The following is a 22,807-nucleotide window of genomic DNA, read 5'->3' on the forward strand; positions in this document are numbered from 1 at the left end:
ACGCGGCTCAGAATTTGCCGTGTCGCCCCGTACCATCCTTGAAGCGCTGTGCGCCGGCCTGGGTTTCGCCACTGGCAATCACCGCCATTCCACCAGCAAACTCGTTGGCCATGGCCTGGGCAAACGACAGGTCCCACTGCGCATAAGCGCTGACGCGGTCGGCGAGCATGCAGCGTTGCGGGAAGCCGGCAATCTCCAGCGCCAGTTGCTGCGCTGCAGCCAACGCGCTACCGGCTGCGACCACCCGATTGACCAGGCCCATGCTCAGCGCTTCCTCGGCCACTACCGGGCGACCGGTGAGAATCAGATCCAGCGCGCGGCCCTGGCCGATAATCCGTGGTAACCGCACGGTGCCACCGTCAATCAGCGGCACGCCAAAACGCCGGCAGAACACCCCGAGCACCGCGTTATCCGCCATCACCCGCAGGTCGGCAAGCAGCGCCAGCTCCAGGCCACCGGCCACCGCATGGCCTTCGATGGCGGCAATCAGCGGTTTGCTCAGCTGCATGCGGCTCGGCCCCATCGGCCCATCACCCTCGGTTTCCAGGCGATTGGCGCGCTCAGCGCCTGCGGCCACCGCACCCAGATCAGCGCCCGCGCAGAAAGTCCCACCCGCGCCAGTCAACACCGCCACCCGCGCCTGTTCATCCGCTTCAAAAGCCCGCAATGCCGCGGCCAGTGCCTCAGCCGTCGGCCGGTCGACGGCATTGCGCACCTCCGCGCGGTTGATGATCAGGGTAGTGACCGGGCCGTTTTTTTCGATAATGACGCGCATAACCTGCTCCCTAAAAAGCCGAAGGCCGGCATTGAGCCGGCCTTCACCTTAAAGCCCTGCGCGGTGGAAATCAGCCTGCTGACCGATCTCCCCGCCAGAGTGGCGCAATCAGAGGGCGAACTTCTGCAGGTTGGCCATCATCTCTTTCATCGCTTCGATATTGTCCTTCGGATGGGCGGCGCCCTCGAAGTCGCAAATCTGCGCGAAGTTGGCCGCCACGTCTTCCGGGCTGTAGCCTTCACGCGGATCGAAGCCAGCACCCAGGCTGCGCTCCCAACGCACTTTGCCCATCCAGCCACCGCCGACTTCGAACAGGCCGGAGGTTTCTTCGCAGGCATTGCTCGCCAGGTACACCACCAGCGGGCTGACAAGCTCAGGCTTGAGCTGCTCGAACACTTGCGGCGGAATCAGGCCTTCGGTCATGCGCGTGCCGCCAGTAGGCGCGATGGCGTTGACCAGGATGTTGTTCTTGCGCCCTTCGAGGGCCAGGGTGCGGGTCAGGCCGTACAGGCCGAGCTTGGCCATACCGTAGTTGGACTGACCGAAGTTGCCGTAAATGCCCGACGTGGATGCGGTGAAAATCACCCGACCATAACCCTGCTCACGCATGTGCGGCCAGGCGGCGCGGGTGACCTTGTAAGCGCCTTCGACGTGGACTTTGTAAACCAGGTCCCAGTCGGCGTCTTCCATCTTGTGGAAGGTCTTGTCGCGCAGGATACCGGCGTTATTCACCACCACATCGATGCGGCCAAAGGTGTCCAGGGCGCACTGCACGATCTTCTCGCCGTCGGTCACTGAGTCGTGGTTGGCCACAGCGGTGCCGCCCGCTGCGCGGATTTCCTCAACCACCTTATCGGCCGCCGAGGCATTGGCGCCTTCACCGTGGGTGCTGCCGCCCAAGTCATTCACCACCACCTTGGCACCGTGCTTGGCGAACAACAGCGCATGGGCGCGGCCCAGGCCGCCGCCGGCCCCGGTGACGATTACAACCTGATCTTGAAAACGGATGGCGTCGCTCATGCAGCATTCCTCGGCAGATTAACAATGCACCGAGTGTCCAGCAGTCGCGCTCTGGTCACAATAGCTACGCGCAGCGCTGAATGGTGCGCAATAAAGCAGCGGGATAGTCAGGCCGGGCGGATCAGGCTCAAGTGGTTATACAGATGCAACACATGGGCCTGAGCGTAATCGGCATGGCTAAGCGCGCCGTAGGCAAAATGCGGCTGCAACTCGCCCTGATACGCAGCGAAGTCGGCAAAGGCTTTCTGCAAACGCTGTAGCGCGTGGGCTTGCGTAGCTGGCGCATTCAGCGGGGCCGCGCCGGGAATGGCCTCATTCAGCGGATGACGCATCGCCCCACGCGCGGCAAATACGCTAAAGGCCAGCGGGCCGACGTTGCTGCGGAACCAAACCGGCTTGAGTTCGGGATAACCACTGATGGAATACTCGATGCTCTGCGCACAATGGTTGAACACTTCGGCCGGGCTCCAACCCTTGAGGCTGCGCAATGGCTGATCGACCAAACCGGCCAAAAGCTGCTGGGCCGCATCGAGGCTGACTGCGGCTGGCGCCTCGCCGCTGGGCAATGCCCAGAACCCGACCCCCAGAGCCGCTACACCACCGAGGGCGGCACCTTTCAGAACAGTACGTCGTTGCATTATGTGGCCTCCATCCCTTCACGAAATTGCAGGTAATGCGCCAGCACCTGATCCGGGGCCTCGGTCTGCGGATAATGGCCAATGCCCTCCAGCAGCACGGTGTCTGGCTGGGGGATCAGCTCGCGGTAACGCGCCACCATATGCGCCCCGGAAATCGGGTCGACTGCGCCATCGATCACCCGCATCGGCACCGCCGTGGCCTGCATCGCCGCCACCCAGCGGTCGCGGTTGACGCGGCGCTCGGGCATATAGCGGATCAAGCGGTGCATCACCGCCGGGCCGTTATGGGCGGCGATCAGGCTCCAGAAATCATCCAATTCACGCTCACTGGGCTGGGTCTGTGGGCCGAACACTTTGGCAAAACTCTGCGCCAGCTTCTGGCGGCTGAACAACCGGCCAATCAGCGGGCCGATGGGGCTGAGTAGCAGCTTCTGCACCAGTACCGGATGATGGGTCTCCGGAAACAGCCCGCCATTGAGAAAGACACAACTGGCGAGTTGTACGCGCCCGTTCTGATGCCGTGCCAGCAGCTCTTGCGCCACGCTGTCGCCGTAGTCGTGGGCCAGCACATGCACTGGCTGACTAATCCCCAGATGCGCCAGCAGCGCCTGTTGCAGATCAGCCTGTTCCAGCAGGCTGTAGGCATGTCCACGGGGTTTGGCCGAGTCACCAAAGCCGAGCATGTCGCAGGCAATCACCTGGTAGCGCTCAGACAGCGCAGCCCACAGGTAATGCCAGTCCCAGCTGGCGGTCGGAAAGCCGTGAATCAGCAACAGCGGCTCGCCCTGACCGGCCGTCCAGTAGCGGATGTCATGGCCGTTAAAGCTAAAGGTCTGCCCCGCACTGCGCCAATCCGCCAGGGCAATCCCTGGCAGCGCCGTCATGCTGCGTAACCTGGCATCTGTTGATCCAGCTTGCGCAGCAGCGCCGGCCACGGCAGTGCGCCGCCCATGCCCTGCGGACTTTTCATCACGCCGGCAATCATCGCCCGGGCACCGTCGAGGACCTGTTGCGGGATATGGATCAGCTCCGCCCCGCCACTCTGCGCCATCACCTGAATCTCGCAGGCGCGCTGCAGGGTGAACATGCCGAGGAAGGCATCGGCAATGCTGCCGAAAGCAGTAAGCAAGCCGTGGTTGGGCAGGATCATAAAGTTCTTATCGCCCAAATCCGCCTGCAAGCGCGACTTCTCGTCATGGTTCAGCGCCACGCCTTCATAGCCGTGATAGGCCAGGCTGGCGAGAACGAACAGCGACTGCTGCGACAGTGGCAGCAAACCCTGCTTTTGCGCGGATACGGCAATCCCCTGCGGGGTGTGGATATGCAGCACGCAATCAACATCGTGGCGCACCTCGTGCACGGCGCTGTGGATGGTGTAGCCGGCGGGGTTGATGTCGAACGGGCTGTCCATCAGCTTGTTACCGGCCAGGTCGATCTTCACCAGGCTGGAGGCGGTGATCTCATGGAACATCAGACCATAGGGGTTGATCAGGAAGTCTTCGCTGCCGGGAATTTTGGCCGAGATATGGGTGAAGATCAGGTCATCCCAGCCATACAGGGCAATCAGCCGGTAACAAGCGGCCAGGTCTACGCGGGTCTGCCATTCGGCAGCAGACACCTGATCCTTGAGGCTGACAACAGGCAGTGCGTGGGCAACGGTCATGATGAATTCCTCGGCTTTTGTTATTGAAGTGCCAAGGAGTCTAGCGAGGGATGCCGCAAAGGTGAGTCGCTCTAGCGGCCAGCATGGTGGCCTTGCAGGTCAAACCAGTTCGGGATGCAGCTGCACGAGCATGGGCCAGTCGCGCTGGGCCTGAGGGTCATCGCTGAGCAACTGGAAGCCGGCGAAGTCGAAACCCGGCGTCACCGTACAACCCACCAGGGTAAACGCCCCGGTGCTGCGCGCCGCCTGCCAGGCATGCGCTGGCACTAAGCGCTGCGGCAGTTGACCAATTGCCACCGGCCCCAAGCGCGCACAACGCACGGCATCGGGCTGCTCGGCGACCAGCAACTCCAGCGGCGCGCCTTCATAAAAGTGCCAGAGCTCGTCGGCATCCACCCGGTGCCAACGGCTGGCCGCGCCGGCGGGAAGCAGAAAGATGATCGCCGTGCCGCACAGACGGCCATCGTCAAGCTGCGCAGACGATTCATACAGGCGGCGGTAATAGCCACCTTCCGGATGCGCCTGGAGTTGCAGCGCCGTGATCAGCTCTTGCGCGCGCGGGTGCATCAGCCGTGCAGCGCCGCAATAAAGTCCGCCAGCCAAGGCTCGGCGTCGGTTTCCGGGGTCACGCTTTCGCTGCTGTCCAGGCGCAGCATCGGCTGCACTTCACGGATGCCCAGCTCGGCATACAGCTCGCGCACCAGCTCGCCACCACCGCAGAAGGTGTCGCCATAGCTGGAGTCGCCCAGGGCAATTACCCCGCCCGGCAAACCACTCCAGGCCGGCAGATGATCACGAATGGCGTAGTACAAGGGCTGCAGGTTATCCGGCAATTCACCCATGCCGGTGGTCGACGTCACCGCCAGAAAAGCTTCAGGAGCAAACGCCTGAATATCCGCCAGACTGGCGCGCGGGTTGTGCCAGGCCTCATGGCCGGCGGCCTTGAGCAGACGCTCGGCGTGGCGGGCAACTTCCTCAGCGGTGCCGTACACCGAGCCGGAAAGGATGGCGATTTTCATGCAGAACTCCGAAACAGTCAGAACCAAATCGATAAGCACGGCATTATGCCGCAAGTAGACAGACCGCCCGGATGTTTTAGAATGCAGCCGACATAGACTGGGAAATCGCCTCATGATCAACGCCAAACTGCTGCAACTGGTGATCAACGCCTCCAACGACGGCATCGTGGTGGCCGAACAGGAAGGTGACGACAACATCCTGATCTATGCCAATCCCGCCTTTGAAAAACTCACGGGTTACGCCAGCGAAGACATCCTTTATCAGGATTGTCGTTTTCTGCAGGCTGGCGACCGTGATCAAGCTGGCCTGGATGCCATTCGCGAGGCGGTAAAAGCACACCGTCCGTGCCGGCAGATCATCCGCAATTACCGCAAGGACGGCAGCCCGTTCTGGAACGAGCTGTCAATCACCCCGGTGGTTAATGACGCCGACCAGCTGACCTACTACATCGGCATCCAGAAAAACGTCACCGAACAAGTGCTAGCCCAGGAACGGGTCAAAGAGCTGGAAGCCGAGATGGCCGTCCTCAAGGCCGAGCTGGCACGCTTGCAGGCGACGACCGGCACTAACTAATCCCCAGATCAGCGGTCACAACAGCTCCAGAGCTTGATATAGACCGCTCCCATGCAAGAACAAGCACTTCTGACCCAGGCCGAACTGGCCTTTATCCGCCAGCTGCATCAGCCCACGAACAGCGTGCCGCCCAGACAAACGGGCGTGCCGGTTGACCTGGGCAAACAGCTCAGCGAACTGCTGGCGCAGTGTGCGGCCAATGAACAGCTGAGCCTGCATGCGCACATCGCCAACCAGCACCTCACCTTCAACCTGCACCTTAGCCAGGATGAACGCAACGCACCCTGCCTGCAGCTCGGCGCGCCGCAGATCATCGATGAAGGCGAGATCAACCGTGCATGGCGCTCGCCCCTGCCCGAGCCGTTACCGCTGTATAAGCCCAACACACAGCCGAGTGACCTGTGGATTCATCAGTTGTCTGCGAACGGTGCGCTGATCGAACACCGCGCACAGCGCAAGGCACCCAAGTGCTTTCACCTGGTGTTGCCCGTGGATGAACACGCACCGATTGCCGTATCGGGGATCTTTGTCCGCGAAACCGCAGACGGTCTGCTGGCCTATCAGCTGCATACCCTCGACCCGCAAGGCGATGAGCAGCTGCGCCACTACATTTACCAGCAACACCTGCTACGCGAACAACAACCACAGGCACGCCACGGCTGAACAACGCCCCCAACTAACAGACAAAAAAAGACCCGCAATCAGGCGGGCCTAAAGTGCAGGCTAAAAGCCTGCAGCAGGGATAAAAAAATCCGATAACCGAAAATGGGCGGAACTTGTGGCTATCGGATTGCGCAGTCGTTTTAGGCAGCAAATTCCTCATCGCTGAAGGCCATCAAGGTGGCTTTACCAGCTTTAACCTCGGCCAGCAGGCTGTCGGTTTCCGTCAGGATGCGCGCCATAAAGAAGTCTGCAGACTTCAGCTTGGCGCCATAAAAGGCTATTTCTGTGCTGCCTTCGGCAAGCTTGGATTTGGCCACCGCGGCCATACGTGCCCACATCCAGGCCAGGCTGGTGAGGGCGAACAGACGTAAGTAAGGTGTCGCTGCAGCACCCGCTTGCTCAGGATCTTTCATGCCTTCGGTGGCAATCCACATCGTGGCTTGCTGCAGTTGCTTGAGCGCACCACCCACGGCCATTACGTGATCAGCCTCGGCATGCGCCTTGAGCCAACCCTCGATAAGGGCGAAGTAATTGCGCACAGCACGTCCCCCACCCAGCGCTAGCTTGCGACCCACGAGGTCAAGCGCCTGAATGCCGTTGGTGCCTTCATAAATTCGTGTGATACGTGAATCACGCACCAGCTGCTCGATGCCCCAGTCCTCGGTAAACCCGGAGCCGCCAAGTACCTGCAGCCCTTCGTTAGCACTGTTGAAGCCTTCGTCGGTGAGGAAGGCTTTAACCACCGGCGTCAGCAACTGCACCAGATCATCGGCTTGCTCACGCACAGCTGGGTCTTCATGGTCATGAGCCACATCCTCGTGTAGACCAGTGAAGTAGGCCAGAGCGCGGCACCCTTCGATGGTCACCTTCTGGCGCAGCAACATGCGGCGTACGTCCGGATGCACAATGATTGGATCAGCAGGTTTATCAGCGGCTTTCGGGCCCGACAGCGAACGGCTTTGCAGGCGCTCTTTGGCGAATCCAAGGCTGACTTGGTAAGCACTTTCAGCAATACCAAGCCCCTGCATGCCCACCATCAAGCGCGCCGAGTTCATCATGGTGAACATGCACTTGAGGCCCTTGTTCGGCTCTCCAATCAGCCAGCCCTGAGCCCCTTCGAAGTTCATCACGCAGGTAGCTGAACCCTTGATGCCCATTTTGTGTTCCAGGCCACCGCAGAATGCCGGGTTGCGGCTGCCGTCTTCCAAGAACTTGGGCACCAGGAACAGTGAAATGCCTTTTACGCTGTCCGGTGCATCGGGCAGCTTGGCCAATACCAGGTGCAGGATGTTGTCGGCCAGATCGTGCTCACCGCCGGTGATCCAGATCTTGGTACCGCTGATGGCATAGCTGCCGTCCGCCTGAGGTACAGCACGTGTACGGATCAAGCCCAGGTCGGTACCGCACTGTGGCTCGGTCAGGCACATGGTGCCTGTCCACTCACCGCTGATCAGTTTTGGCAGGTAGCGCTCCTGCAATTCACGGGCGCCGTGAGCGGTCAGCGCATTGATCGCGCCATGAGTCAGGCCTGGGTACATGCCAAGCGACAGGTTGGCCGAGCAAACCATCTCCTCAACCATCATGTTCAGCACATGAGGCAAGCCCTGACCGCCGAACTCGGGGGTACAGGCCAGTGCGGTCCAGCCGCCTTCGGCAAACTGTTGGTAAGCAGCGCGGAAACCGTCCGGTGCTTTAACCGATTTACTTTCCGGATCGTACTGGCAGCCCTGTTTATCACCAGGGCCATTGAGTGGGGCCAGTACGTTCTCCGCCAATTTGGCGGCTTCTTCCAGAATGGCGCCACCGAGGTCGTTTCCGAACTCGCGCTGACTAGGCAGCGACTGCAAGGTGGCATAAGCGTCGAGCACCTCGTCAAAAACGAAACGCATGTCACGAAGGGGTGCGCGGTATTGGGTCATGTTGCTGAGTCCTCAAGCTGTACGAATGGATACAAGCTATACACAAACAAACAATGTATAGCTTTTGTATAGCCTAAAGACCCAGATAGCAAGCAATTTTCTGTACAAGCTGTACAACTAATTAAAACCGACAGTAATTTCTGGGCACGCCAAAGCGCGACCACCCGCCGGGAGGCCGCCCAAATTCAGGGGTACTTAGTGGAGAAATCAGGTATCGAGGTGGCCAGCCAGAAACTGCTGCAGGCGGCGCTGCATCAGGCGGCCTTCATTGCCCAAGCAGGCAATCGGTGAGCCGCTGAGACTTTCCTCGGCGAGGTCAGCACCGTCACCGGCCATCACCAGCGGACAATCCAGCGCCAGCGCAAGGCGCGAGAGCACTTTAGGCAGATCATCAGTGGGCGGCTGGTTGGAGAACAGCACGAGCGCCTGGGGCTGCATTTTTTCACAGATCAGCGTCAGCTCTTCCAACGGCTGGCCCAGGCCCAATACGCTGACCGCCGTTTCGGCGCTGCTCAACAGCAACCCAGCCACCAGCAGCTCCAACTCGCGGCAGTGGCCCGGCAAGGCCGCCAGCAGCACACGTTCCTCAACCTGAGCGCGCAACACCTGCAGGCGCTGCAACGTACGTGCACGCAGGAAGGTGTCGAAAAACAGCCATTCGCTGGTCTGGCCGTATTCCTCCTGGCGCAGCAACAGCTCCTGCCACAGCGGCATCAGGATGTCCTGAAACACCACGGGCAGTGGATAGCTGGAGAAAATCTGGCCGTACAGTCGATCCAGGCGCACTTCATCAAAGGCACTGATGGCGCGGCGGAGCTGAGCTTGCCACTCGCCCCACTCGCTGGCACTGACTTCTTCATAAACTGGCGAGCTGGCTGATTTGATCGAACTGCTTTTGGCCAGAATCTTACCGACCTTGCTAACTGCAACGCCGCGCTCGATCCACGCCAGGATGCTGCGCACCGACTCGATATCGACCTGTGAATACAGACGATGACCGCTGTCGGTGCGCGTCGGCTGGATCAACCCATATCGCCGCTCCCAAGCCCGCAGGGTGACCGGATTGACACCAGTCAGACGCGCCACTTCACGAATGGGAAATAACTCTTCCTGCTTGAGAGCACTCGAAACGAGGGACGCACTACCAACGTGATCGGACATAGGCGCAGGTATCACAGAAAAAATGTTGGCCGCATTGTAACCCAGCTATTTCCAGCATACTTTGTACAAGACTTATACAAAGAGTTAGACCATGAATATGCAACCGAGCTGGCCCCTGACCCTCTACTACGATGGCGACTGCCCGCTGTGCGCCCGCGAGATCAAGTTGTTGCGCCAGCGTGCTGATGTACAACGGCTGTGCCTGGTTGATATCAGCGTCAACGACTTTCACCCAGAGTCCGTCGGATACAGCCGCGAAACCCTGCAGAACCTCCTGCACGCCCGCTTCGCTGATGGCCAGTGGGTCACCGGCCTGGATGCCACGCTATGGAGCTGGCGCGCGGCGGGCCTTGGACACTGGGCCACGCCGTTGACATGGCCCGCATTGCGGCCACTGTTTGAACTGGGTTATCGATTGTTTTGCCGGCTACGGCCACACCTTGACTGGCTTCCCCACCCGGATGCGGGTCGACGCTGCAAGGATGCAACATGCGACGTCAGCAAAAAATCGCGTTAGCGCATCAGCGTAACGTGATCCGCAGACCTGGGTCTGGCTCAAGCAGTACAGGGCGACCAATAATTTCGTCGTGACTCTCGGGCTGCAGCAACAGCATTTGCCTGATACCGCAGCCACGCAGACGCGCCTTAAGCATTGCCAACCCAGGCCATAGCTGACGGCCCGGGGCATATTCCAGCGCGCGCACGCGACCTGCCCTGCTTATCACCTGCACCTTGTAGCCGCAGCAGCGCAGCGTGAGCACTTCCACACGACGCACACGCCCGAACAGCACAGCAACACTCAATTGCCAAGGCTTCATACGCCGCATACCTGTACAAGAAAACCAAACTTGTACACGATTAAAACAATTTTATTTAGCCCTCACCAATAAAAAATACCGATACAGCTCAATGAAATAGGCAAATTAAGCCGTATAGACCCAGTACCCGCACGGGCCGCATGGTTGTACAAAGCACATTGCTGGTATAACTTTACTCCTGGTTCAGTCGAGGCCGCGTCTTACTGGTCAGGTAACCCGGCGCAGCGTCGCTGAACCCACCTTTTTCCTTCTGCCGAGTCGACCATGAGCGCCAGCGCCGCACCTATCCTGATAACCGGAGCTAGCCAGCGTATTGGCCTGTACTGTGCCGAGCGCCTGCTGGATGACGGCCACGCGCTGATCGTGACCTACCGCAGTGAACGCGACGGCATCGATCGACTCCGGCAACGAGGTGCCCTGGCCATACAGGCAGATTTTGCCGACGAGGCGGGCATCCTGGCGTTTATCGAGCAACTCAAAGGACACACTGACAGCCTGCGCGCCATTGTGCACAACGCCTCCGATTGGCTGGTGGAAACGCCCGGCGAAGAAGCTGCGGCGTTTCAGCGATTATTCAGCGTGCACATGCTCGCCCCCTATTTGATCAACCTGCATTGCCAACCCTTGCTGGAACGCAGCTCACCGGCCGATATCGTGCACATCAGCGATGACGTGGCACGCAAGGGCAGCGCCAACCGGCCCGCCTATTGCGCCAGCAAAGCTGGGCTGGACAGCCTGACGCTGTCATTTGCTGCACGCTTCGCCCCACAGATCAAAGTGAACGGTATCGCCCCGGCGCTGATCATGTTCAACCCGGACGACGATGCCGAGTACCGCGCCAAAACCCTCAACAAATCGGCACTGGGCATCGAACCCGGGCCACAGGTGATCTACCAAAGCTTGCGCTACCTGCTCGACAACCCCTATGTCACCGGCACAACCCTTACTGTCAACGGCGGCCGTCATCTCAAATGAACCCGGCCGCGAGGATCCTGCAATGACCCCAGAACTGCCCAATCACTACCGTGAGATTCTTCTTGGCGTCGGTGAAAACCCTGAACGCGAAGGCCTGTTGGACACGCCAAAACGTGCTGCCAAGGCGATGCAATACCTGTGCAATGGCTACCACAAAAGCCTGGAAGAAGTGGTCAACGGCGCGCTGTTCGAGTCCGATAACGATGAGATGGTGATCGTTCGCGACATCGAGCTGTACTCGCTGTGCGAGCACCACATGCTGCCGTTTATCGGCAAGGCCCACGTCGCCTACATTCCTACCGGCAAGGTGCTCGGCCTGTCGAAGGTCGCGCGCATCGTCGACATGTTCGCGCGGCGCTTACAGATCCAAGAAAATCTTACCAAGCAGATCGCCGACGCGATTCAGCAGGTCACCAATGCCGCCGGCGTGGCCGTGGTCGTCGAAGCCAAGCATATGTGCATGATGATGCGCGGCGTGGAGAAGCAGAACTCAGTAATGACCTCCTCGGTGATGCTTGGAGCCTTTCGCGAATCCTGCAACACTCGCCATGAATTCCTGCAACTGATCGGACGGAGCAAGTAATGCCGCGACTGGAACCTGGGATGGCCCGCATCCGCGTCAAAGACCTGCGCCTGCGCACCTACATTGGCATCAAGGAAGAGGAGATCAACAACAAGCAGGATGTGTTGATCAACCTGACCATTCTCTATCCCGCCGTGGAAGCGGTGCGTGATAACGATATCGACCACGCGCTGAATTACCGCACCATCACCAAGGCGGTGATTCGCCACGTCGAGGAAAACCGTTTCGCTCTGCTGGAGCGCATGACCCAGGAAATTCTCGACCTGGTGATGGCCAACCCGGACGTACGCTACGCCGAGGTTGAAGTGGATAAACTGCACGCCCTACGCTTTGCCGAGTCGGTGTCCATCACCCTCGCTGGACACCGCTAGAGAAAACGCTGAAACGGCCTCATATGATCCCCGGCGCGTCCTGTGCCGGGTCGTTGCCGCCGGGCGGGCATGCTTTTATCATCGCCGCCAACGTACTCCCGCTTGCCTTCAGAGAGCATCGCCATGACCGAGCAAGAACGCCTCGAACTTGAAGCCGCCGCCTTCCGCAGCCTGGTGCACCACCTGCGCTCACGCCCTGATGTGCAGAACATCGACATGATGAACCTGGCTGGCTTCTGCCGTAACTGCTTGTCCAAATGGTTTAAAGCCGCTGCCGATGACATCGGCGTTGCCGTCACACCGGATGAGGCACGCGAAGAGGTTTACGGCATGCCGTATGCGGAGTGGAAAGCTAAATATCAGAAGGACGCCAGCGCCGAGCAGCAGGCCGCCTTCAGCAAGGGAAAAAAGTAATGAGCCTCCTCAACGACTTTCGCGCCAAATTGCGCAGCGAGCAATTCACCTTCGCCGAGACCCTGGCGTTTATCGCGGAGCACTACCAGTATCAGCCCAGCGCCTTCGACAATGGCGCAGTGCACAACGCCGCCGGGCAAAATGAAGGTTCGTGCAAAACCCTAGGCCTGGCCTTGCTTGAAGGCCTGAGTGTAGAAGAAGCCCTGCTGTGCTTTGGTGAGCACTACCGCAGCGTACTCAACACCCCGAGCGGCAGCGACCACGGCAATATTCGCGCCTTGATGGAAACTGGCTTGGCGGGCGTACGATTCGAACAGCCATCGCTGCAACGCAACAGCGTGTAATCAATCGCGCGAATGCGCGCGCAGAAACTTGCGCAACTGTCGGCAAAGGCTGACAGACATCTGACTTTAATCCTCCTATGCTGCGCGCCATTACTTGAACGAGAACACCAGGGACGGTGCTCCGTGCTGCGTTATGGCCGTGCGTTCCCGGTTTCTTACCCCTACCTGGCGTGGAGTCGCGTAAATGCAGCAGACCTTGGTATGGAAACCATGGCACAACCCCGGCGTGGAAAACCTGCGCCTGAACATCGATGAACACGGCATCAACGCCACCAGCCATCTGATGCAAAGCCTGCAAGGCCACAGCATCGCCGCGACCTACGTGATTAACTGCGACCCGCGCTGGCGCTTTCGCCGCCTGTGGCTGAAGGTCGACAACCACGGTCAACGCAGCCTTAACCTCAAACGTGACATCCGTGGCAACTGGTTCCACAACGGCGAGCCACGCCCGGACCTCAGCGAATGCCAGCAGGTGATGCTCTCCGAGTCGCCCTTCACCCACACCCCTGCCCTGCAGCGTTGCGCCCTGGAAACCGGGCAGAGCGAGCTGATGCAGGTGGCCTATGTCGACCTGCTGACCTTAAAAGTGGAAGCACGCAGCCAGCGCTACCAGCGCCTACGCGAAGAAGGCGGAAGAACCCTCTACCGCAGTGAAGCGCAGGGTAAAAAGAGCAGCGAACTGACCGTCGACGAACACGCTCTGCTGGTCAAAGCCAGCGATCAGTTTCTGCGCATGAGTTCGCGGGATTTGAAGTTGAATACCTGGGTCTAGGTAGACCGCAGACAACAAAAAGCCTCGATTACATCGAGGCTTTTTGCATTCTCAGACTTACTGACCGTCGAGATAACGTTCCACATCCAGCGCCGCCATGCAACCGGCACCGGCCGAGGTGATGGCCTGGCGGTAAACGTGGTCAGCCACATCGCCGGCAGCAAACACGCCAGGAATGCTGGTAGCAGTGGCATTGCCTTCGCGGCCACCGTTGACCACCAGATAACCGTCCTTGAGCGCCAGCTGGCCTTCGAATAACGAGGTGTTCGGCGTATGGCCAATGGCGACGAACAGGCCATCAACGTTCAGCTCGTCAAAGCTGCCATCGTTGTTCTTCACCCGCACACCCGTCACGCCCATGTTGTCGCCGAGCACTTCATCGACCTCGGCATTCAGCTTGAGCACGATCTTGCCTTCGGCGACCCGCGCCTGCAGCTTGTCCTGCAGAATCTTCTCGGCGCGGAAGGTTTCCCGGCGGTGTACCAGGGTGACCTTACTGGCAATATTGGCCAGGTACAGCGCCTCTTCCACTGCCGTGTTGCCGCCACCGACCACCGCGACCTCACGGTTGCGGTAGAAGAAACCATCACACGTGGCGCAAGCGGAAACACCCTTGCCCATAAAGCTTTCTTCGCTGGGCAAGCCCAGGTAACGGGCGCTGGCTCCGGTGGCGATGATCAACGCATCACAGCTGTAGGTGCCGCTATCACCCACCAGGGTGAACGGCTTACCGGCCAGGTCCACGGCATTGATATGGTCATAGACGATTTCCGTCTCGAAACGCTCGGCATGCTCCTGCATGCGCTGCATCAGCACAGGCCCCGTTAAGCCATGTACATCACCGGGCCAGTTATCCACCTCAGTGGTGGTGGTCAACTGGCCGCCGGCCTGCAGGCCGGTGATCAGCAAGGGCTTGAGATTCGCACGCGCAGCATAAACCGCCGCACTGTAGCCGGCAGGGCCGGAGCCCAGAATGATCACGCGGGCATGACGATCAGCAGACATCAACAGCTCCTCCCGGCATTGCCGGCAGCAATAAAAAGGGACTTTCGCGAGGACCTAGGGGAAGGTAATAAGGTCGATAGCCCCACAAAGGGATGCTGCGCAGCCTATGCCTGCCCGACGCACTGCGGAAATATGCTTTGCCAATACTGTGCATAGGCAAGCGCTATAAGCGCACACCGGCAATCGTTAGCGTCCGTTGCAGAGGCTTTCACCTGCCACACAAAGCCGGTAAGGTCGGCGCGACTTCAACTTCCTGGAGACTCCTCCCATGCACGCCCCCGTGCTGACCGGCCCGCAATACCTCAGCGAAGGCCTGAAACTGGTCCTTAGCCCCGGCCTGCGGCTGTTTGTGCTGCTGCCGCTGACGATCAACCTGATCCTGTTTACTGCGCTGATTGTGATCTCCATGCAGCAGTTCAGTGGCTGGGTCGAGACCTTTATGCCCAGCCTGCCGAGTTGGCTGAGCTTTCTTGAATACGTGCTGTGGCCATTGTTTGTCGTGCTGGTACTGCTGATGGTGTTTTTCACCTTCACCCTGCTGGCCAATATCATTGCCGCACCGTTTAACGGTTTTCTTGCGGAGAAGGTCGAAGTGGTGGTGCGCGGGCAGGATGATTTTCCGCCCTTCAGCCTGGCCGAACTGACTGCCATGGTGCCACGCACCCTCAGCCGCGAGATGCGCAAGCTGGGCTACTTTCTGCCCCGCGCCATTGGTCTGCTGATCCTGAGCTTTATCCCAGTGGTCAACCTGATTGCCGCACCGCTGTGGTTGCTGTTTGGCGTGTGGATGATGGCGATTCAGTACATCGACTACCCCGCAGACAACAACAAGATGAGCTGGCAGGACATGCTCGCCTGGCTGCGGGAGAAACGCTGGCAGAGCCTGGGTTTTGGCGGCATTACCTACGCCGCACTGCTGGTGCCAGGGTTGAATATCCTGATGATGCCGGCAGCAGTGGCCGGCGCCACGGTGTTCTGGGTGCGTGAGCGTCAGGAACAGGCGCTTACGTCCACTTCCTAAGTCATCACCCTGCAGGTTGGCTGCGCTCAAGTACCGCGCGCAGCGCCTGCATCGAGGCCTGGGATTCGTGCTCAATACGCCGGCTTAGAAGCAGGCGATTAGCCAAACGCATCAGCAGGCCGTCGAAGCCGTATTCCAGGGTACGCACGAACTCACAACCGCCTTCCACTTCTGTGCACTCGTAGGTCAGCAGCAACGCCAGCCCGTGATCACCACGAGCGCTGGCTTGCCAGCGGCGTCCTGGCTGGTAGTCGAGCACATCCCAGCGCAGATGCCCGGCGCGGCCACCGGCGTGAATGTCTTCCTCAAATACCTCACCGGCGAGCAACGCGCCCTCGCGGCCGTAGATGCGCAACGAGGATGGATGCCATTCGGGCCAATGCGCCGGCGCGGCTGCATAACTCAGCACCTCGTCCGCCGGGCGGGTGAGTCGAATGCGATGCTGCTGGCGATTCTGCTGATACGTCGGCTCCGGCTCCCAGTGCAAGGTGCCGTACAGCCAGTCCATCAGCGGATGGACGATGCCGAAGTTGCGCGCATGCATCAGCTCACGGCGATGGTGCAACGCATGCAGGCGGCGCATCTGGCGAATCCACGGCAACCGCGCGACGGGATGCTCGGCCGGCAGATGCTCGCAGGCGTGCACCACTTCATAGCTCATATAGCCCAGCAGCATGCTGCCGGCGAACAGCGCCGCCAGGTTGCCGTCGAGGTGTGACAGCCCCCACCAGATACCCAGCAGCGGCAGGCTGTAGAGCACAATCAGCCAGGCAGGAAAGAGGATCACCCGCCAATCACGCAGCGTCTCGTAGCGCATCTGGCCTTCGATAAAAAAGCTGTGGTGATCGCCCGTGTGGCGCTTGTAGAACAGTTGACCGAAGCGCGTCTTGTTGTGCCCCAGGCGCTTGTGCACCTGGTACTCGCCCCAGCTGAAGAACACCAGGCTCAGGGGCACCAGTAGCCATTGCCAAAGCGCCACCGCGTCCAGCGTGCGCCACAGCAGAATGATGCAGGTCAGGCCATAGGCCAGCACAAAGGCGGCATGCAGCCAGGGGTTGTACAGCGGGTGGATGGCATCCCGATAACGCGTGCGGAAAGCCTGGGCATTGTCATTGTTGTAGGCCACGGCATAACTCCTGTGCAGATTGACAGCAGTCTAGGCGCGGCCAGATCATTCCGATAATGGATATTCAGAAAGAGCATTATTCTTGATAACGAATTTGCGTCAGCTCGACCTCAACCTGCTGCTGGTCTTCGATGCACTGATGCAGGAAGGCAACCTGACCCGCGCGGCCGAACGCCTGCACCTGAGCCAGTCAACCGTGAGCAACGCCCTCGCCCGCCTGCGCCAGCAACTCGGCGAAGAGCTGTTTCTGCGCACGGCCCGGGGCCTAACCCCCACCGCCCGCGCCCAGGCGTTGTATCTGCCGGTACGTCAGGCTTTGCGCCTGCTGCAGACCGGCCTGGGCCCGGCCGAGCCGTTTGATCCACAAACGCCACACGCCTTCAGCCTGTCGCTGAATGACTACGCGCAAGCCGCACTGCTGCCCATGCTGCAAGCACACCTGGCGCGCAACGCTGCGCAGGTCGAGCTGCTGGTGCAAGCCGATGATGCCGACAGCCTGGTGCAACGCCTGGAAAGCGGTTCGCTGGACCTGGCCATCGACTACCTGCACTTCGATTCCCCTGACCTGCACTACGCGCCGCTGCGTGAAGAACCGCTGGTGGCCATCGGCCGCGCCGGCCACCCGGCCTTTATCGGCGGGCTGAGCTTGGAGGATTACCAACAGGCGCGACATATCACGGTAACGCCGCGCGCCGGACGTGGCTCGCCACTGGAGATCGTCCTGGGTTCGGCCAGGGTGCGCCGGCAGGCGGCGCTGCATTTGCCCAACTACCTGCCGATCCCGTCCATCGTCGCCCAGACCGATCTGCTCGGCACCGTGCCCGCGCGCCTGGCCGAAGCCTTCGCTCCGGTGCATGCGCTGGAAATCGCGCCGCTGCCCTTCGGTATGCCGCCGGTGCAGGTCAGCCTGATCTGGCATCAGCAACAGCACCTCGACCCGGCGCACGCCTGGCTGCGCCAACAGCTGATCGAACTGCTCGACTGAAATACAAACGCAACCAAAGCGTCACAGTCATTACATAGCGGCAGCGGACACTGCTGCCATGAGCACAGCTTCCCTGCATATCGCGCTGATCAGCGAAACCTTCCCGCCGGAAATCAATGGCGTGGCCAACACCCTCGGGCGCCTGGTCGACGGCTTGCGTGGCCGTGGCCATAGCGTGCAACTGGTGCGTCCGCGGCAGAACGTCGACACGCGCGGTGCGGCCGACCCGGATCTGCTGCTGACCCGTGGCTGGCCGCTGCCCGGTTACCCCGGTTTGCAGTGGGGTCAGTCGTCGCTGCACAAGCTGCTGCGCAGCTGGCAGCGGCAGCGCCCGGATGTGCTGTATATCGCCACCGAAGGGCCGCTGGGGTTGTCCGCCCTGCGCGCGGCGCGGCGCCTGCAGATCCCGGTAGTCAGCGGTTTTCACACCAATTTCCAGCAGTACACCGGGCATTACGGCTTTGGCCTGCTGACCCGTGTACTGACCAATTACCTGCGCTGGTTCCACAACCGCTCGCAGATGACCCTGGTGCCCAGCGTTAGCCAGCAGATTGAGCTGCAGCGGCGCGGCTTCGACAACCTGGAACTGCTCTCGCGAGGCGTCGACAGCCAGCTGTTCCACCCGGCCAAACGCAGCGAGGCCTTGCGCGAGCGCTGGGGCCTGGCGGAACAGGACATCGCCATCTTGCATGTCGGCCGCCTGGCGGCGGAAAAGAACCTGGCCCTGCTCAGCAAGAGCTTTCAGGCGCTGCAACAGGCGCACCCGCAGCGGCGGCTGAAACTGATTCTGGTCGGTGATGGCCCGCAGCGCGCCAGCCTGCAGCAGCAACTGCCCGAAGCGGTGTTCTGCGGCCTGCAGCGCGGTGAAGAGCTGGCTGCGCATTACGCCTCGGGCGATCTGTTTGTGTTTCCCAGCCTCTCAGAAACCTTCGGCAATGTGGTGCTCGAAGCCCTGGCCTCCGGACTTGGCGTGGTGGCGTTTGATCAAGCAGCGGCCGCGCAACATATCCGCCACGGGCATAACGGCGCGCTGGCGGTGGTTGAGGATGAACAAGGCTTTATCGATGCCGCCAGCTGGCTGCTGACCGACCACGAGGGCCTGCGCCGGGTGCGCTTGAATGCGCGGCTACATGCCTCGCGTCAGGGCTGGCCGGCGATTGTCGAGCTGTTCGAGCAGCATCTGCGCAGCGCCATGCAACCTGTGCAAGCGTTACCGGCCGGTAGAACGCAGCATTAAAGAGGAACGGAAAGCTCCGTTCCTACAACCGCACATCCAGACGCTTGATCAGCTGCACACCCTGCGCGCTGATCGTCGCGCCGTAAGCCAGCACTTCCACACCGGCGCTCACCGCCTCACGCAAAGCAGCGGCATAGGCCGGGTCGATTTCCTCGGCCGGGCGCACCGCATCAATATCCGTCAAGTTCACGCAATACAGCTGCACCGCGCGAATCCCTTCACGGGCCAGTGCCGCCAATTCACGCAGGTGTTTGCTGCCGCGCTCGGTACGCGCATCGGGAAAGGCAGCGACGCGGCTGTCGGCGAACCCCAGGGTGACGCTCTTAACTTCGACGAACGCCTCACCTGTCGGGTAGTCCAGACGAAAGTCGATACGGCTGCGCTCCTGGCCGTAAGGCACTTCGCGCTTGAGGCTGGTAAAGCCGTTCAGCTCGGCAATCAGCCCGGCACGCAGGGCCTCTTCCACCAGGGCATTAGCGCGCCCGGTGTTGATCACCGCCAGACGACCGTGCGGCGTTTCACCGATCTCCCAGGTGCCCGGCAGCTTGCGTTTGGGGTCGTTGCTGCGACTGAACCAGATGCGCGCGCCCTCGCTCATGCAATTGAGCATCGAGCCAGTATTGGCGCAGTGGATGGTCAGCAGCTCACCGCTGGCGGTCTCGATATCAGCGAGAAAGCGCTTGTAGCGACGCAGCAGGCGCCCTTCTTCCAGTGGCGGCTCAAACTGCATGGGGCTTCCAGCTATTCAAACCACGCTTGATGCGATCCACCGCCTGCTGCAGACGCGGCAAATCCTGGGTGTAGGCAAAGCGCACATGCTGCGCGGCCTGGTAGCAGCCGAAATCCAGGCCAGGGGTAAAGGCCACATGCTCGGTTTCCAGAAAGTGCTGGCAGAAGGCAAAGGCATCACCGCCGAAGGCACTGATGTCGGCATATAAATAGAAGGCGCCCTCCGGCTCCACAGCAATCTTGAAGCCCAATTCACGCAATGCTGGCAGGAGGAAATCGCGGCGTTGCTGAAACGCGTGGCGGCGTTGCTCGAGGATCTCCAGAGTCTGCGGCTGGAAACACGCCAAGGCAGCATGCTGAGCCATGCTCGGCGCGCTGATATAGAGGTTCTGCGCCAGCTTCTCCAGTTCCGGCACGGCGGCTGGTGGCGCCACCAGCCAGCCGAGGCGCCAGCCAGTCATGCCGAAATACTTGGAAAAACTGTTCAGCACAAAGGCTTCGTCGTCCACTTCCAGCACGCTGGCAGCTTCTACACCGTAGGTCAGGCAGTGGTAAATCTCATCCACCACCAGATGGCCGCCGCGCGCTTTCAACGCCTGCGACAGCCCGCCCAGCTCGTCGCGACTGAGTAAGGTGCCGGTGGGGTTGGCCGGCGAAGCCACCAAGGCGCCGACGCTATCTTGATCCCAATAACGCTCAATTAGGTCGGGCGTTAGCTGATAACGCACATCAGGGCCAACCGGAACCAGCTGCGCCGCACCTTCGACCAGGCGCAAAAAATGCCGATTGCAGGGGTAACCGGGATCGGCCAACAACCAGTGCTTGCCGGGGTCAACCAGCAGACTGGTGGCCAGCAGCAAGGCGCCAGAGCCGCCTGGGGTGATTAGAATGCGCTGCGGATCGATATCCAGACCGTAACGCTGGCCATAGAAACTGGAAATCGCCTCGCGCAGGGCCGGCAGGCCGCGCGCGGCGGTGTAACGGGTGTGCCCATCGGCCAGTGCCGCCTGCCCGGCGGCAACAATCGGCGCGGCGGTGGTGAAATCCGGCTCACCGATTTCCAGGTGGATCACATCATGGCCGTCAGCCTGCAGCTGATTGGCACGGGCCAGCAGCGCCATCACGTGAAAAGGTTCTATGGCGCGGCTGCGCGCACTGTAGGACTGAGCCATGGGACTGCCTTGGTCTGGATTAAGCCGCGGATTCTAAAGCATACCCAACGCAGCTTCGACAACCGGGAGTGGCGCAGGCTGAGTTGTTCTGGTAAGTTCGCCCGCTTGCAGCCGCAGGGCCAGTTCTACGCGACGTAGGATCGGCAAGGGACACCGTCCTGCGCAGTGGATTAGAGAGAGTGAGAGGCGGTCATCCATGCCCACCAAAGCAAAAGCAAAAAGCAGCCAACTGACTCGTGGTTTTGAGCCTTATAAAGAAACAAAGGGCGAGGAATACATGGGTGAGCCGATGCGCGCCCACTTCACCGGCATCCTCAACAAGTGGAAGCTGGAATTGATGCAGGAAGTTGATCGTACTGTGCACCACATGCAGGACGAAGCAGCCAACTTCCCCGATCCAGCGGACCGCGCCAGCCAGGAAGAAGAATTCAGCCTGGAACTGCGTGCCCGTGATCGCGAGCGCAAGCTGATCAAGAAGATCGACGAAACCCTGCAACTCATCGAAGACAACGACTACGGCTGGTGCGATTCCTGCGGCGTAGAAATCGGCATCCGCCGACTGGAAGCACGCCCCACCGCCACCCTTTGCATTGATTGCAAAACCCTGGCGGAAATCAAAGAAAAACAGATCGGTTCCTGATCTGACCCAGAGGGTGCTTCGGCACCCTCTGTTGTTTCTGCCTCCCTGTGTGTGCCAGACATGAACACACCCGCGTATATCGGCCGCTTCGCCCCCACACCTAGCGGTTATCTGCACTTCGGCTCACTGGTCGCAGCCCTGGCGTCCTACCTCGACGCGCGCGCGGTAAATGGCCGCTGGCTGCTGCGCATGGAAGACCTCGACCCGCCACGCGAAGTCGCCGGCGCCCAAGAAGGCATTCTCAGCACTCTGGAAAGCTATGGCTTCGAATGGGATGGCGAACTGGTGCGCCAGAGTAATCGTCACGGCGAGTACGCTGCACTGGTCGAACGTTTGCTCAGCCAGGGCCTGGCCTACGCCTGCACCTGCTCACGCAAGCAACTGGAAGGCACTCAGGGCATCTACCCCGGCACTTGCCGCAATGCCGGCCACGGCTTTGCCGATGCGGCGATTCGCCTGCGCGTGCCGGAGCTGAGCTACCACTTTGTCGACCGCGTACAAGGCGACTACCGCCAGCACTTGGGCCGCGAGGTCGGTGACTTTGTGATTCGCCGCCGCGATGGCCTGTATGCCTACCAACTGGCCGTGGTGCTCGACGATGCCTGGCAGGGCATCACAGATATAGTGCGCGGTGCAGACCTGCTCGACTCCACCCCGCGCCAGCTGTACCTGCAGGAGCTGCTTGGCTTTTCGCAACCGCGCTATCTGCATGTGCCGCTGATTATCCAGCCCGATGGCCACAAGCTCGGCAAATCCTACCGCTCGCCACCGCTACCGGCCGATCAAGCCACACCGCTGCTGATTCGCGCCCTGCGTGCGCTTGGCCAGCCGTTACCGGACGGCGCCCCCCATGGCCAGCCTGCCGAACTGCTGCGCTGGGCCAGCCAGCACTGGGATGCATCGCTTATTCCGCGCAGCCTGACCCTCGCTGAAGCCCAACTTCGCTAAACGTCGACACATTTGTGCCTATGTCCGCTAGCGAACAGACGCCAGCCAGCAGCGTGCTGTAGGGTGACGACAATGCTGCGACAGCATTCTTCCCGATGGTGCAGGTTTACTTCGCCATCGCGGTACCCGGGTCTTGGGTGTTGACCGGACACACCAGCGTCTGCGGCCAATATGCAATATCAGCACGGCGAAGCAACAGGGGCACGGCAATCGTGACTTCGTAGGTCCGCTGTCG

At 60.6% G+C, this 22,807-nt stretch carries 28 protein-coding genes; 14 read left to right on the plus strand and 14 right to left on the minus strand.

Annotated features, from left to right (window positions below; genetic code table 11):
• Nucleotides 1-7: 7 nt before the first annotated feature.
• The 7 genes from HCI85_RS14805 to HCI85_RS14835 all read right to left on the minus strand — a co-directional run bounded on the left by HCI85_RS14805 (nucleotide 8) and on the right by HCI85_RS14835 (nucleotide 5,115).
• On the minus strand, nucleotides 8-775 hold the full coding sequence (locus tag HCI85_RS14805) for a crotonase/enoyl-CoA hydratase family protein (RefSeq protein WP_167145518.1): 768 nt from the start codon (nucleotides 773-775) through the stop codon (nucleotides 8-10).
• Nucleotides 776-883: 108 nt separating this feature from the next.
• Complete coding sequence (locus tag HCI85_RS14810; protein WP_090251709.1) at nucleotides 884-1,795, minus strand: SDR family oxidoreductase; 912 nt, start codon at nucleotides 1,793-1,795, stop codon at nucleotides 884-886.
• Nucleotides 1,796-1,902: 107 nt separating this feature from the next.
• On the minus strand, nucleotides 1,903-2,433 hold the full coding sequence (locus tag HCI85_RS14815; RefSeq protein ID WP_167145520.1) for a DUF1569 domain-containing protein: 531 nt from the start codon (nucleotides 2,431-2,433) through the stop codon (nucleotides 1,903-1,905).
• A complete protein-coding gene (locus HCI85_RS14820) occupies nucleotides 2,433-3,317 on the minus strand; it encodes an alpha/beta fold hydrolase (RefSeq protein ID WP_167145522.1) in 885 nt (294 codons plus the stop codon). Before HCI85_RS14820 ends, HCI85_RS14815 begins: the two co-directional genes overlap by 1 nt.
• Entirely contained in the window at nucleotides 3,314-4,096 is a 783-nt protein-coding gene (locus tag HCI85_RS14825) for a class II aldolase/adducin family protein (RefSeq protein ID WP_167145524.1), read from the minus strand. The genes HCI85_RS14820 and HCI85_RS14825 overlap by 4 nt, the downstream gene beginning before the upstream one ends.
• Before the next feature lie 99 nt (nucleotides 4,097-4,195).
• Nucleotides 4,196-4,663, minus strand: coding sequence for a cupin domain-containing protein (locus HCI85_RS14830; RefSeq protein ID WP_167145527.1), 468 nt, complete (start codon nucleotides 4,661-4,663; stop codon nucleotides 4,196-4,198).
• Nucleotides 4,663-5,115 carry a flavodoxin gene (locus HCI85_RS14835; protein ID WP_160088178.1) on the minus strand — a complete coding sequence of 151 codons (453 nt, stop codon included), beginning with the start codon at nucleotides 5,113-5,115 and terminating at the stop codon, nucleotides 4,663-4,665. Before HCI85_RS14835 ends, HCI85_RS14830 begins: the two co-directional genes overlap by 1 nt.
• 112 nt (nucleotides 5,116-5,227) lie before the next feature.
• Here HCI85_RS14835 and HCI85_RS14840 point away from each other — a divergent pair, with 112 nt between their 5' ends.
• Nucleotides 5,228-5,689 (plus strand): PAS domain-containing protein, encoded by a 462-nt coding sequence (locus HCI85_RS14840; protein WP_090251690.1) that lies wholly within the window; start codon nucleotides 5,228-5,230, stop codon nucleotides 5,687-5,689.
• Between the two features lie 51 nt (nucleotides 5,690-5,740).
• The gene (locus HCI85_RS14845; protein ID WP_167145529.1) at nucleotides 5,741-6,352 is read left to right on the plus strand and encodes a hypothetical protein; all 612 of its coding nucleotides are present in this window, start codon (nucleotides 5,741-5,743) and stop codon (nucleotides 6,350-6,352) included.
• 140 nt (nucleotides 6,353-6,492) lie between these two features.
• On the opposite strand, the gene HCI85_RS14850 is transcribed toward HCI85_RS14845, so the two are convergent.
• Together HCI85_RS14850 and HCI85_RS14855 are read right to left on the minus strand one after the other, a co-directional pair.
• Entirely contained in the window at nucleotides 6,493-8,271 is a 1,779-nt protein-coding gene (locus HCI85_RS14850; protein WP_090251684.1) for an acyl-CoA dehydrogenase C-terminal domain-containing protein, read from the minus strand.
• Nucleotides 8,272-8,478: 207 nt separating this feature from the next.
• Complete coding sequence (locus HCI85_RS14855) at nucleotides 8,479-9,432, minus strand: MerR family transcriptional regulator (protein ID WP_160088183.1); 954 nt, start codon at nucleotides 9,430-9,432, stop codon at nucleotides 8,479-8,481.
• A gap of 91 nt (nucleotides 9,433-9,523) precedes the next feature.
• Here HCI85_RS14855 and HCI85_RS14860 point away from each other — a divergent pair, with 91 nt between their 5' ends.
• Nucleotides 9,524-9,949 carry a thiol-disulfide oxidoreductase DCC family protein gene (locus tag HCI85_RS14860; protein ID WP_167145531.1) on the plus strand — a complete coding sequence of 142 codons (426 nt, stop codon included), beginning with the start codon at nucleotides 9,524-9,526 and terminating at the stop codon, nucleotides 9,947-9,949.
• Nucleotides 9,950-9,953: 4 nt separating this feature from the next.
• Here the strand turns inward: HCI85_RS14860 and HCI85_RS14865 are convergent, their stop codons facing one another.
• Nucleotides 9,954-10,250 (minus strand): hypothetical protein, encoded by a 297-nt coding sequence (locus tag HCI85_RS14865; protein WP_167145533.1) that lies wholly within the window; start codon nucleotides 10,248-10,250, stop codon nucleotides 9,954-9,956.
• 264 nt (nucleotides 10,251-10,514) lie between these two features.
• On the opposite strand from HCI85_RS14865, the gene folM reads away from it, so the two are divergent.
• The 6 genes from folM (at nucleotide 10,515) to HCI85_RS14895 (ending at nucleotide 13,709) form a co-directional block, all read left to right on the plus strand.
• Nucleotides 10,515-11,225 carry a dihydromonapterin reductase gene (gene folM, locus HCI85_RS14870; protein WP_167145535.1) on the plus strand — a complete coding sequence of 237 codons (711 nt, stop codon included), beginning with the start codon at nucleotides 10,515-10,517 and terminating at the stop codon, nucleotides 11,223-11,225.
• Between the two features lie 22 nt (nucleotides 11,226-11,247).
• Complete coding sequence (gene folE / locus HCI85_RS14875; RefSeq protein ID WP_090251672.1) at nucleotides 11,248-11,808, plus strand: GTP cyclohydrolase I FolE; 561 nt, start codon at nucleotides 11,248-11,250, stop codon at nucleotides 11,806-11,808.
• Nucleotides 11,808-12,179, plus strand: a complete 372-nt coding sequence (folX, locus tag HCI85_RS14880; RefSeq protein WP_090375336.1) for a dihydroneopterin triphosphate 2'-epimerase — start codon at nucleotides 11,808-11,810, stop codon at nucleotides 12,177-12,179. Before folE ends, folX begins: the two co-directional genes overlap by 1 nt.
• A gap of 123 nt (nucleotides 12,180-12,302) precedes the next feature.
• Nucleotides 12,303-12,593: a DUF1244 domain-containing protein gene (locus tag HCI85_RS14885; protein ID WP_090251667.1), complete on the plus strand. Its 291-nt coding sequence runs from the start codon at nucleotides 12,303-12,305 to the stop codon at nucleotides 12,591-12,593.
• Complete coding sequence (locus HCI85_RS14890; RefSeq protein WP_167145537.1) at nucleotides 12,593-12,937, plus strand: HopJ type III effector protein; 345 nt, start codon at nucleotides 12,593-12,595, stop codon at nucleotides 12,935-12,937. Before HCI85_RS14885 ends, HCI85_RS14890 begins: the two co-directional genes overlap by 1 nt.
• Nucleotides 12,938-13,121: 184 nt before the next feature.
• Complete coding sequence (locus HCI85_RS14895) at nucleotides 13,122-13,709, plus strand: putative glycolipid-binding domain-containing protein (protein ID WP_160088191.1); 588 nt, start codon at nucleotides 13,122-13,124, stop codon at nucleotides 13,707-13,709.
• Between the two features lie 57 nt (nucleotides 13,710-13,766).
• On the opposite strand, the gene trxB is transcribed toward HCI85_RS14895, so the two are convergent.
• Entirely contained in the window at nucleotides 13,767-14,714 is a 948-nt protein-coding gene (trxB, locus tag HCI85_RS14900; RefSeq protein WP_167145539.1) for a thioredoxin-disulfide reductase, read from the minus strand.
• 268 nt (nucleotides 14,715-14,982) lie between these two features.
• On the opposite strand from trxB, the gene cysZ reads away from it, so the two are divergent.
• Nucleotides 14,983-15,735 (plus strand): sulfate transporter CysZ, encoded by a 753-nt coding sequence (gene cysZ / locus HCI85_RS14905; RefSeq protein ID WP_167145542.1) that lies wholly within the window; start codon nucleotides 14,983-14,985, stop codon nucleotides 15,733-15,735.
• Nucleotides 15,736-15,739: 4 nt separating this feature from the next.
• Here the strand turns inward: cysZ and HCI85_RS14910 are convergent, their stop codons facing one another.
• The gene (locus tag HCI85_RS14910) at nucleotides 15,740-16,861 is read right to left on the minus strand and encodes an SRPBCC family protein (protein WP_167145544.1); all 1,122 of its coding nucleotides are present in this window, start codon (nucleotides 16,859-16,861) and stop codon (nucleotides 15,740-15,742) included.
• Between the two features lie 82 nt (nucleotides 16,862-16,943).
• Between HCI85_RS14910 and bsrA the strand changes: the two genes are divergently transcribed.
• Both bsrA and HCI85_RS14920 read left to right on the plus strand, forming a co-directional pair.
• Complete coding sequence (gene bsrA / locus HCI85_RS14915) at nucleotides 16,944-17,846, plus strand: LysR family transcriptional regulator BsrA (RefSeq protein ID WP_167145546.1); 903 nt, start codon at nucleotides 16,944-16,946, stop codon at nucleotides 17,844-17,846.
• 58 nt (nucleotides 17,847-17,904) lie between these two features.
• A complete protein-coding gene (locus tag HCI85_RS14920; RefSeq protein WP_167145548.1) occupies nucleotides 17,905-19,083 on the plus strand; it encodes a glycosyltransferase family 4 protein in 1,179 nt (392 codons plus the stop codon).
• Between the two features lie 22 nt (nucleotides 19,084-19,105).
• Here the strand turns inward: HCI85_RS14920 and sfsA are convergent, their stop codons facing one another.
• Both sfsA and HCI85_RS14930 read right to left on the minus strand, forming a co-directional pair.
• The gene (gene sfsA / locus HCI85_RS14925) at nucleotides 19,106-19,813 is read right to left on the minus strand and encodes a DNA/RNA nuclease SfsA (RefSeq protein WP_167145550.1); all 708 of its coding nucleotides are present in this window, start codon (nucleotides 19,811-19,813) and stop codon (nucleotides 19,106-19,108) included.
• Complete coding sequence (locus tag HCI85_RS14930) at nucleotides 19,803-20,984, minus strand: pyridoxal phosphate-dependent aminotransferase (RefSeq protein WP_167145552.1); 1,182 nt, start codon at nucleotides 20,982-20,984, stop codon at nucleotides 19,803-19,805. The genes sfsA and HCI85_RS14930 overlap by 11 nt, the downstream gene beginning before the upstream one ends.
• Nucleotides 20,985-21,180: 196 nt before the next feature.
• On the opposite strand from HCI85_RS14930, the gene dksA reads away from it, so the two are divergent.
• Together dksA and gluQRS are read left to right on the plus strand one after the other, a co-directional pair.
• Nucleotides 21,181-21,624, plus strand: a complete 444-nt coding sequence (dksA, locus tag HCI85_RS14935) for an RNA polymerase-binding protein DksA (protein WP_090251641.1) — start codon at nucleotides 21,181-21,183, stop codon at nucleotides 21,622-21,624.
• 60 nt (nucleotides 21,625-21,684) lie between these two features.
• The gene (gene gluQRS, locus HCI85_RS14940) at nucleotides 21,685-22,572 is read left to right on the plus strand and encodes a tRNA glutamyl-Q(34) synthetase GluQRS (RefSeq protein ID WP_167145554.1); all 888 of its coding nucleotides are present in this window, start codon (nucleotides 21,685-21,687) and stop codon (nucleotides 22,570-22,572) included.
• Nucleotides 22,573-22,807: the final 235 nt, after the last annotated feature.

The organism is Pseudomonas sp. OTU750018 (assembly GCF_011636575.1).
Lineage (GTDB): Bacteria > Pseudomonadota > Gammaproteobacteria > Pseudomonadales > Pseudomonadaceae > Aquipseudomonas > Aquipseudomonas peli.

What these genes read in the sequence shown, in the direction of transcription:
- HCI85_RS14885 (WP_090251667.1), top strand. Translation starts at nt 12,303, where the DNA reads ATGACCGAGCAAGAACGCCTCGAACTTGAAGCCGCCGCCTTCCGCAGC.
- HCI85_RS14850 (WP_090251684.1), bottom strand. Translation starts at nt 8,271, where the DNA reads ATGACCCAATACCGCGCACCCCTTCGTGACATGCGTTTCGTTTTTGAC.
- HCI85_RS14855 (WP_160088183.1), bottom strand. Translation starts at nt 9,432, where the DNA reads ATGTCCGATCACGTTGGTAGTGCGTCCCTCGTTTCGAGTGCTCTCAAG.
- HCI85_RS14820 (WP_167145522.1), bottom strand. Translation starts at nt 3,317, where the DNA reads ATGACGGCGCTGCCAGGGATTGCCCTGGCGGATTGGCGCAGTGCGGGG.
- sfsA (WP_167145550.1), bottom strand. Translation starts at nt 19,813, where the DNA reads ATGCAGTTTGAGCCGCCACTGGAAGAAGGGCGCCTGCTGCGTCGCTAC.
- dksA (WP_090251641.1), top strand. Translation starts at nt 21,181, where the DNA reads ATGCCCACCAAAGCAAAAGCAAAAAGCAGCCAACTGACTCGTGGTTTT.
- HCI85_RS14815 (WP_167145520.1), bottom strand. Translation starts at nt 2,433, where the DNA reads ATGCAACGACGTACTGTTCTGAAAGGTGCCGCCCTCGGTGGTGTAGCG.
- HCI85_RS14835 (WP_160088178.1), bottom strand. Translation starts at nt 5,115, where the DNA reads ATGAAAATCGCCATCCTTTCCGGCTCGGTGTACGGCACCGCTGAGGAA.
- HCI85_RS14860 (WP_167145531.1), top strand. Translation starts at nt 9,524, where the DNA reads ATGAATATGCAACCGAGCTGGCCCCTGACCCTCTACTACGATGGCGAC.
- HCI85_RS14845 (WP_167145529.1), top strand. Translation starts at nt 5,741, where the DNA reads ATGCAAGAACAAGCACTTCTGACCCAGGCCGAACTGGCCTTTATCCGC.
- folM (WP_167145535.1), top strand. Translation starts at nt 10,515, where the DNA reads ATGAGCGCCAGCGCCGCACCTATCCTGATAACCGGAGCTAGCCAGCGT.
- HCI85_RS14825 (WP_167145524.1), bottom strand. Translation starts at nt 4,096, where the DNA reads ATGACCGTTGCCCACGCACTGCCTGTTGTCAGCCTCAAGGATCAGGTG.
- folX (WP_090375336.1), top strand. Translation starts at nt 11,808, where the DNA reads ATGCCGCGACTGGAACCTGGGATGGCCCGCATCCGCGTCAAAGACCTG.
- HCI85_RS14840 (WP_090251690.1), top strand. Translation starts at nt 5,228, where the DNA reads ATGATCAACGCCAAACTGCTGCAACTGGTGATCAACGCCTCCAACGAC.
- cysZ (WP_167145542.1), top strand. Translation starts at nt 14,983, where the DNA reads ATGCACGCCCCCGTGCTGACCGGCCCGCAATACCTCAGCGAAGGCCTG.
- trxB (WP_167145539.1), bottom strand. Translation starts at nt 14,714, where the DNA reads ATGTCTGCTGATCGTCATGCCCGCGTGATCATTCTGGGCTCCGGCCCT.
- folE (WP_090251672.1), top strand. Translation starts at nt 11,248, where the DNA reads ATGACCCCAGAACTGCCCAATCACTACCGTGAGATTCTTCTTGGCGTC.
- HCI85_RS14805 (WP_167145518.1), bottom strand. Translation starts at nt 775, where the DNA reads ATGCGCGTCATTATCGAAAAAAACGGCCCGGTCACTACCCTGATCATC.
- HCI85_RS14920 (WP_167145548.1), top strand. Translation starts at nt 17,905, where the DNA reads ATGAGCACAGCTTCCCTGCATATCGCGCTGATCAGCGAAACCTTCCCG.
- gluQRS (WP_167145554.1), top strand. Translation starts at nt 21,685, where the DNA reads ATGAACACACCCGCGTATATCGGCCGCTTCGCCCCCACACCTAGCGGT.
- HCI85_RS14930 (WP_167145552.1), bottom strand. Translation starts at nt 20,984, where the DNA reads ATGGCTCAGTCCTACAGTGCGCGCAGCCGCGCCATAGAACCTTTTCAC.
- HCI85_RS14810 (WP_090251709.1), bottom strand. Translation starts at nt 1,795, where the DNA reads ATGAGCGACGCCATCCGTTTTCAAGATCAGGTTGTAATCGTCACCGGG.
- HCI85_RS14865 (WP_167145533.1), bottom strand. Translation starts at nt 10,250, where the DNA reads ATGAAGCCTTGGCAATTGAGTGTTGCTGTGCTGTTCGGGCGTGTGCGT.
- HCI85_RS14895 (WP_160088191.1), top strand. Translation starts at nt 13,122, where the DNA reads ATGCAGCAGACCTTGGTATGGAAACCATGGCACAACCCCGGCGTGGAA.
- HCI85_RS14890 (WP_167145537.1), top strand. Translation starts at nt 12,593, where the DNA reads ATGAGCCTCCTCAACGACTTTCGCGCCAAATTGCGCAGCGAGCAATTC.
- HCI85_RS14830 (WP_167145527.1), bottom strand. Translation starts at nt 4,663, where the DNA reads ATGCACCCGCGCGCGCAAGAGCTGATCACGGCGCTGCAACTCCAGGCG.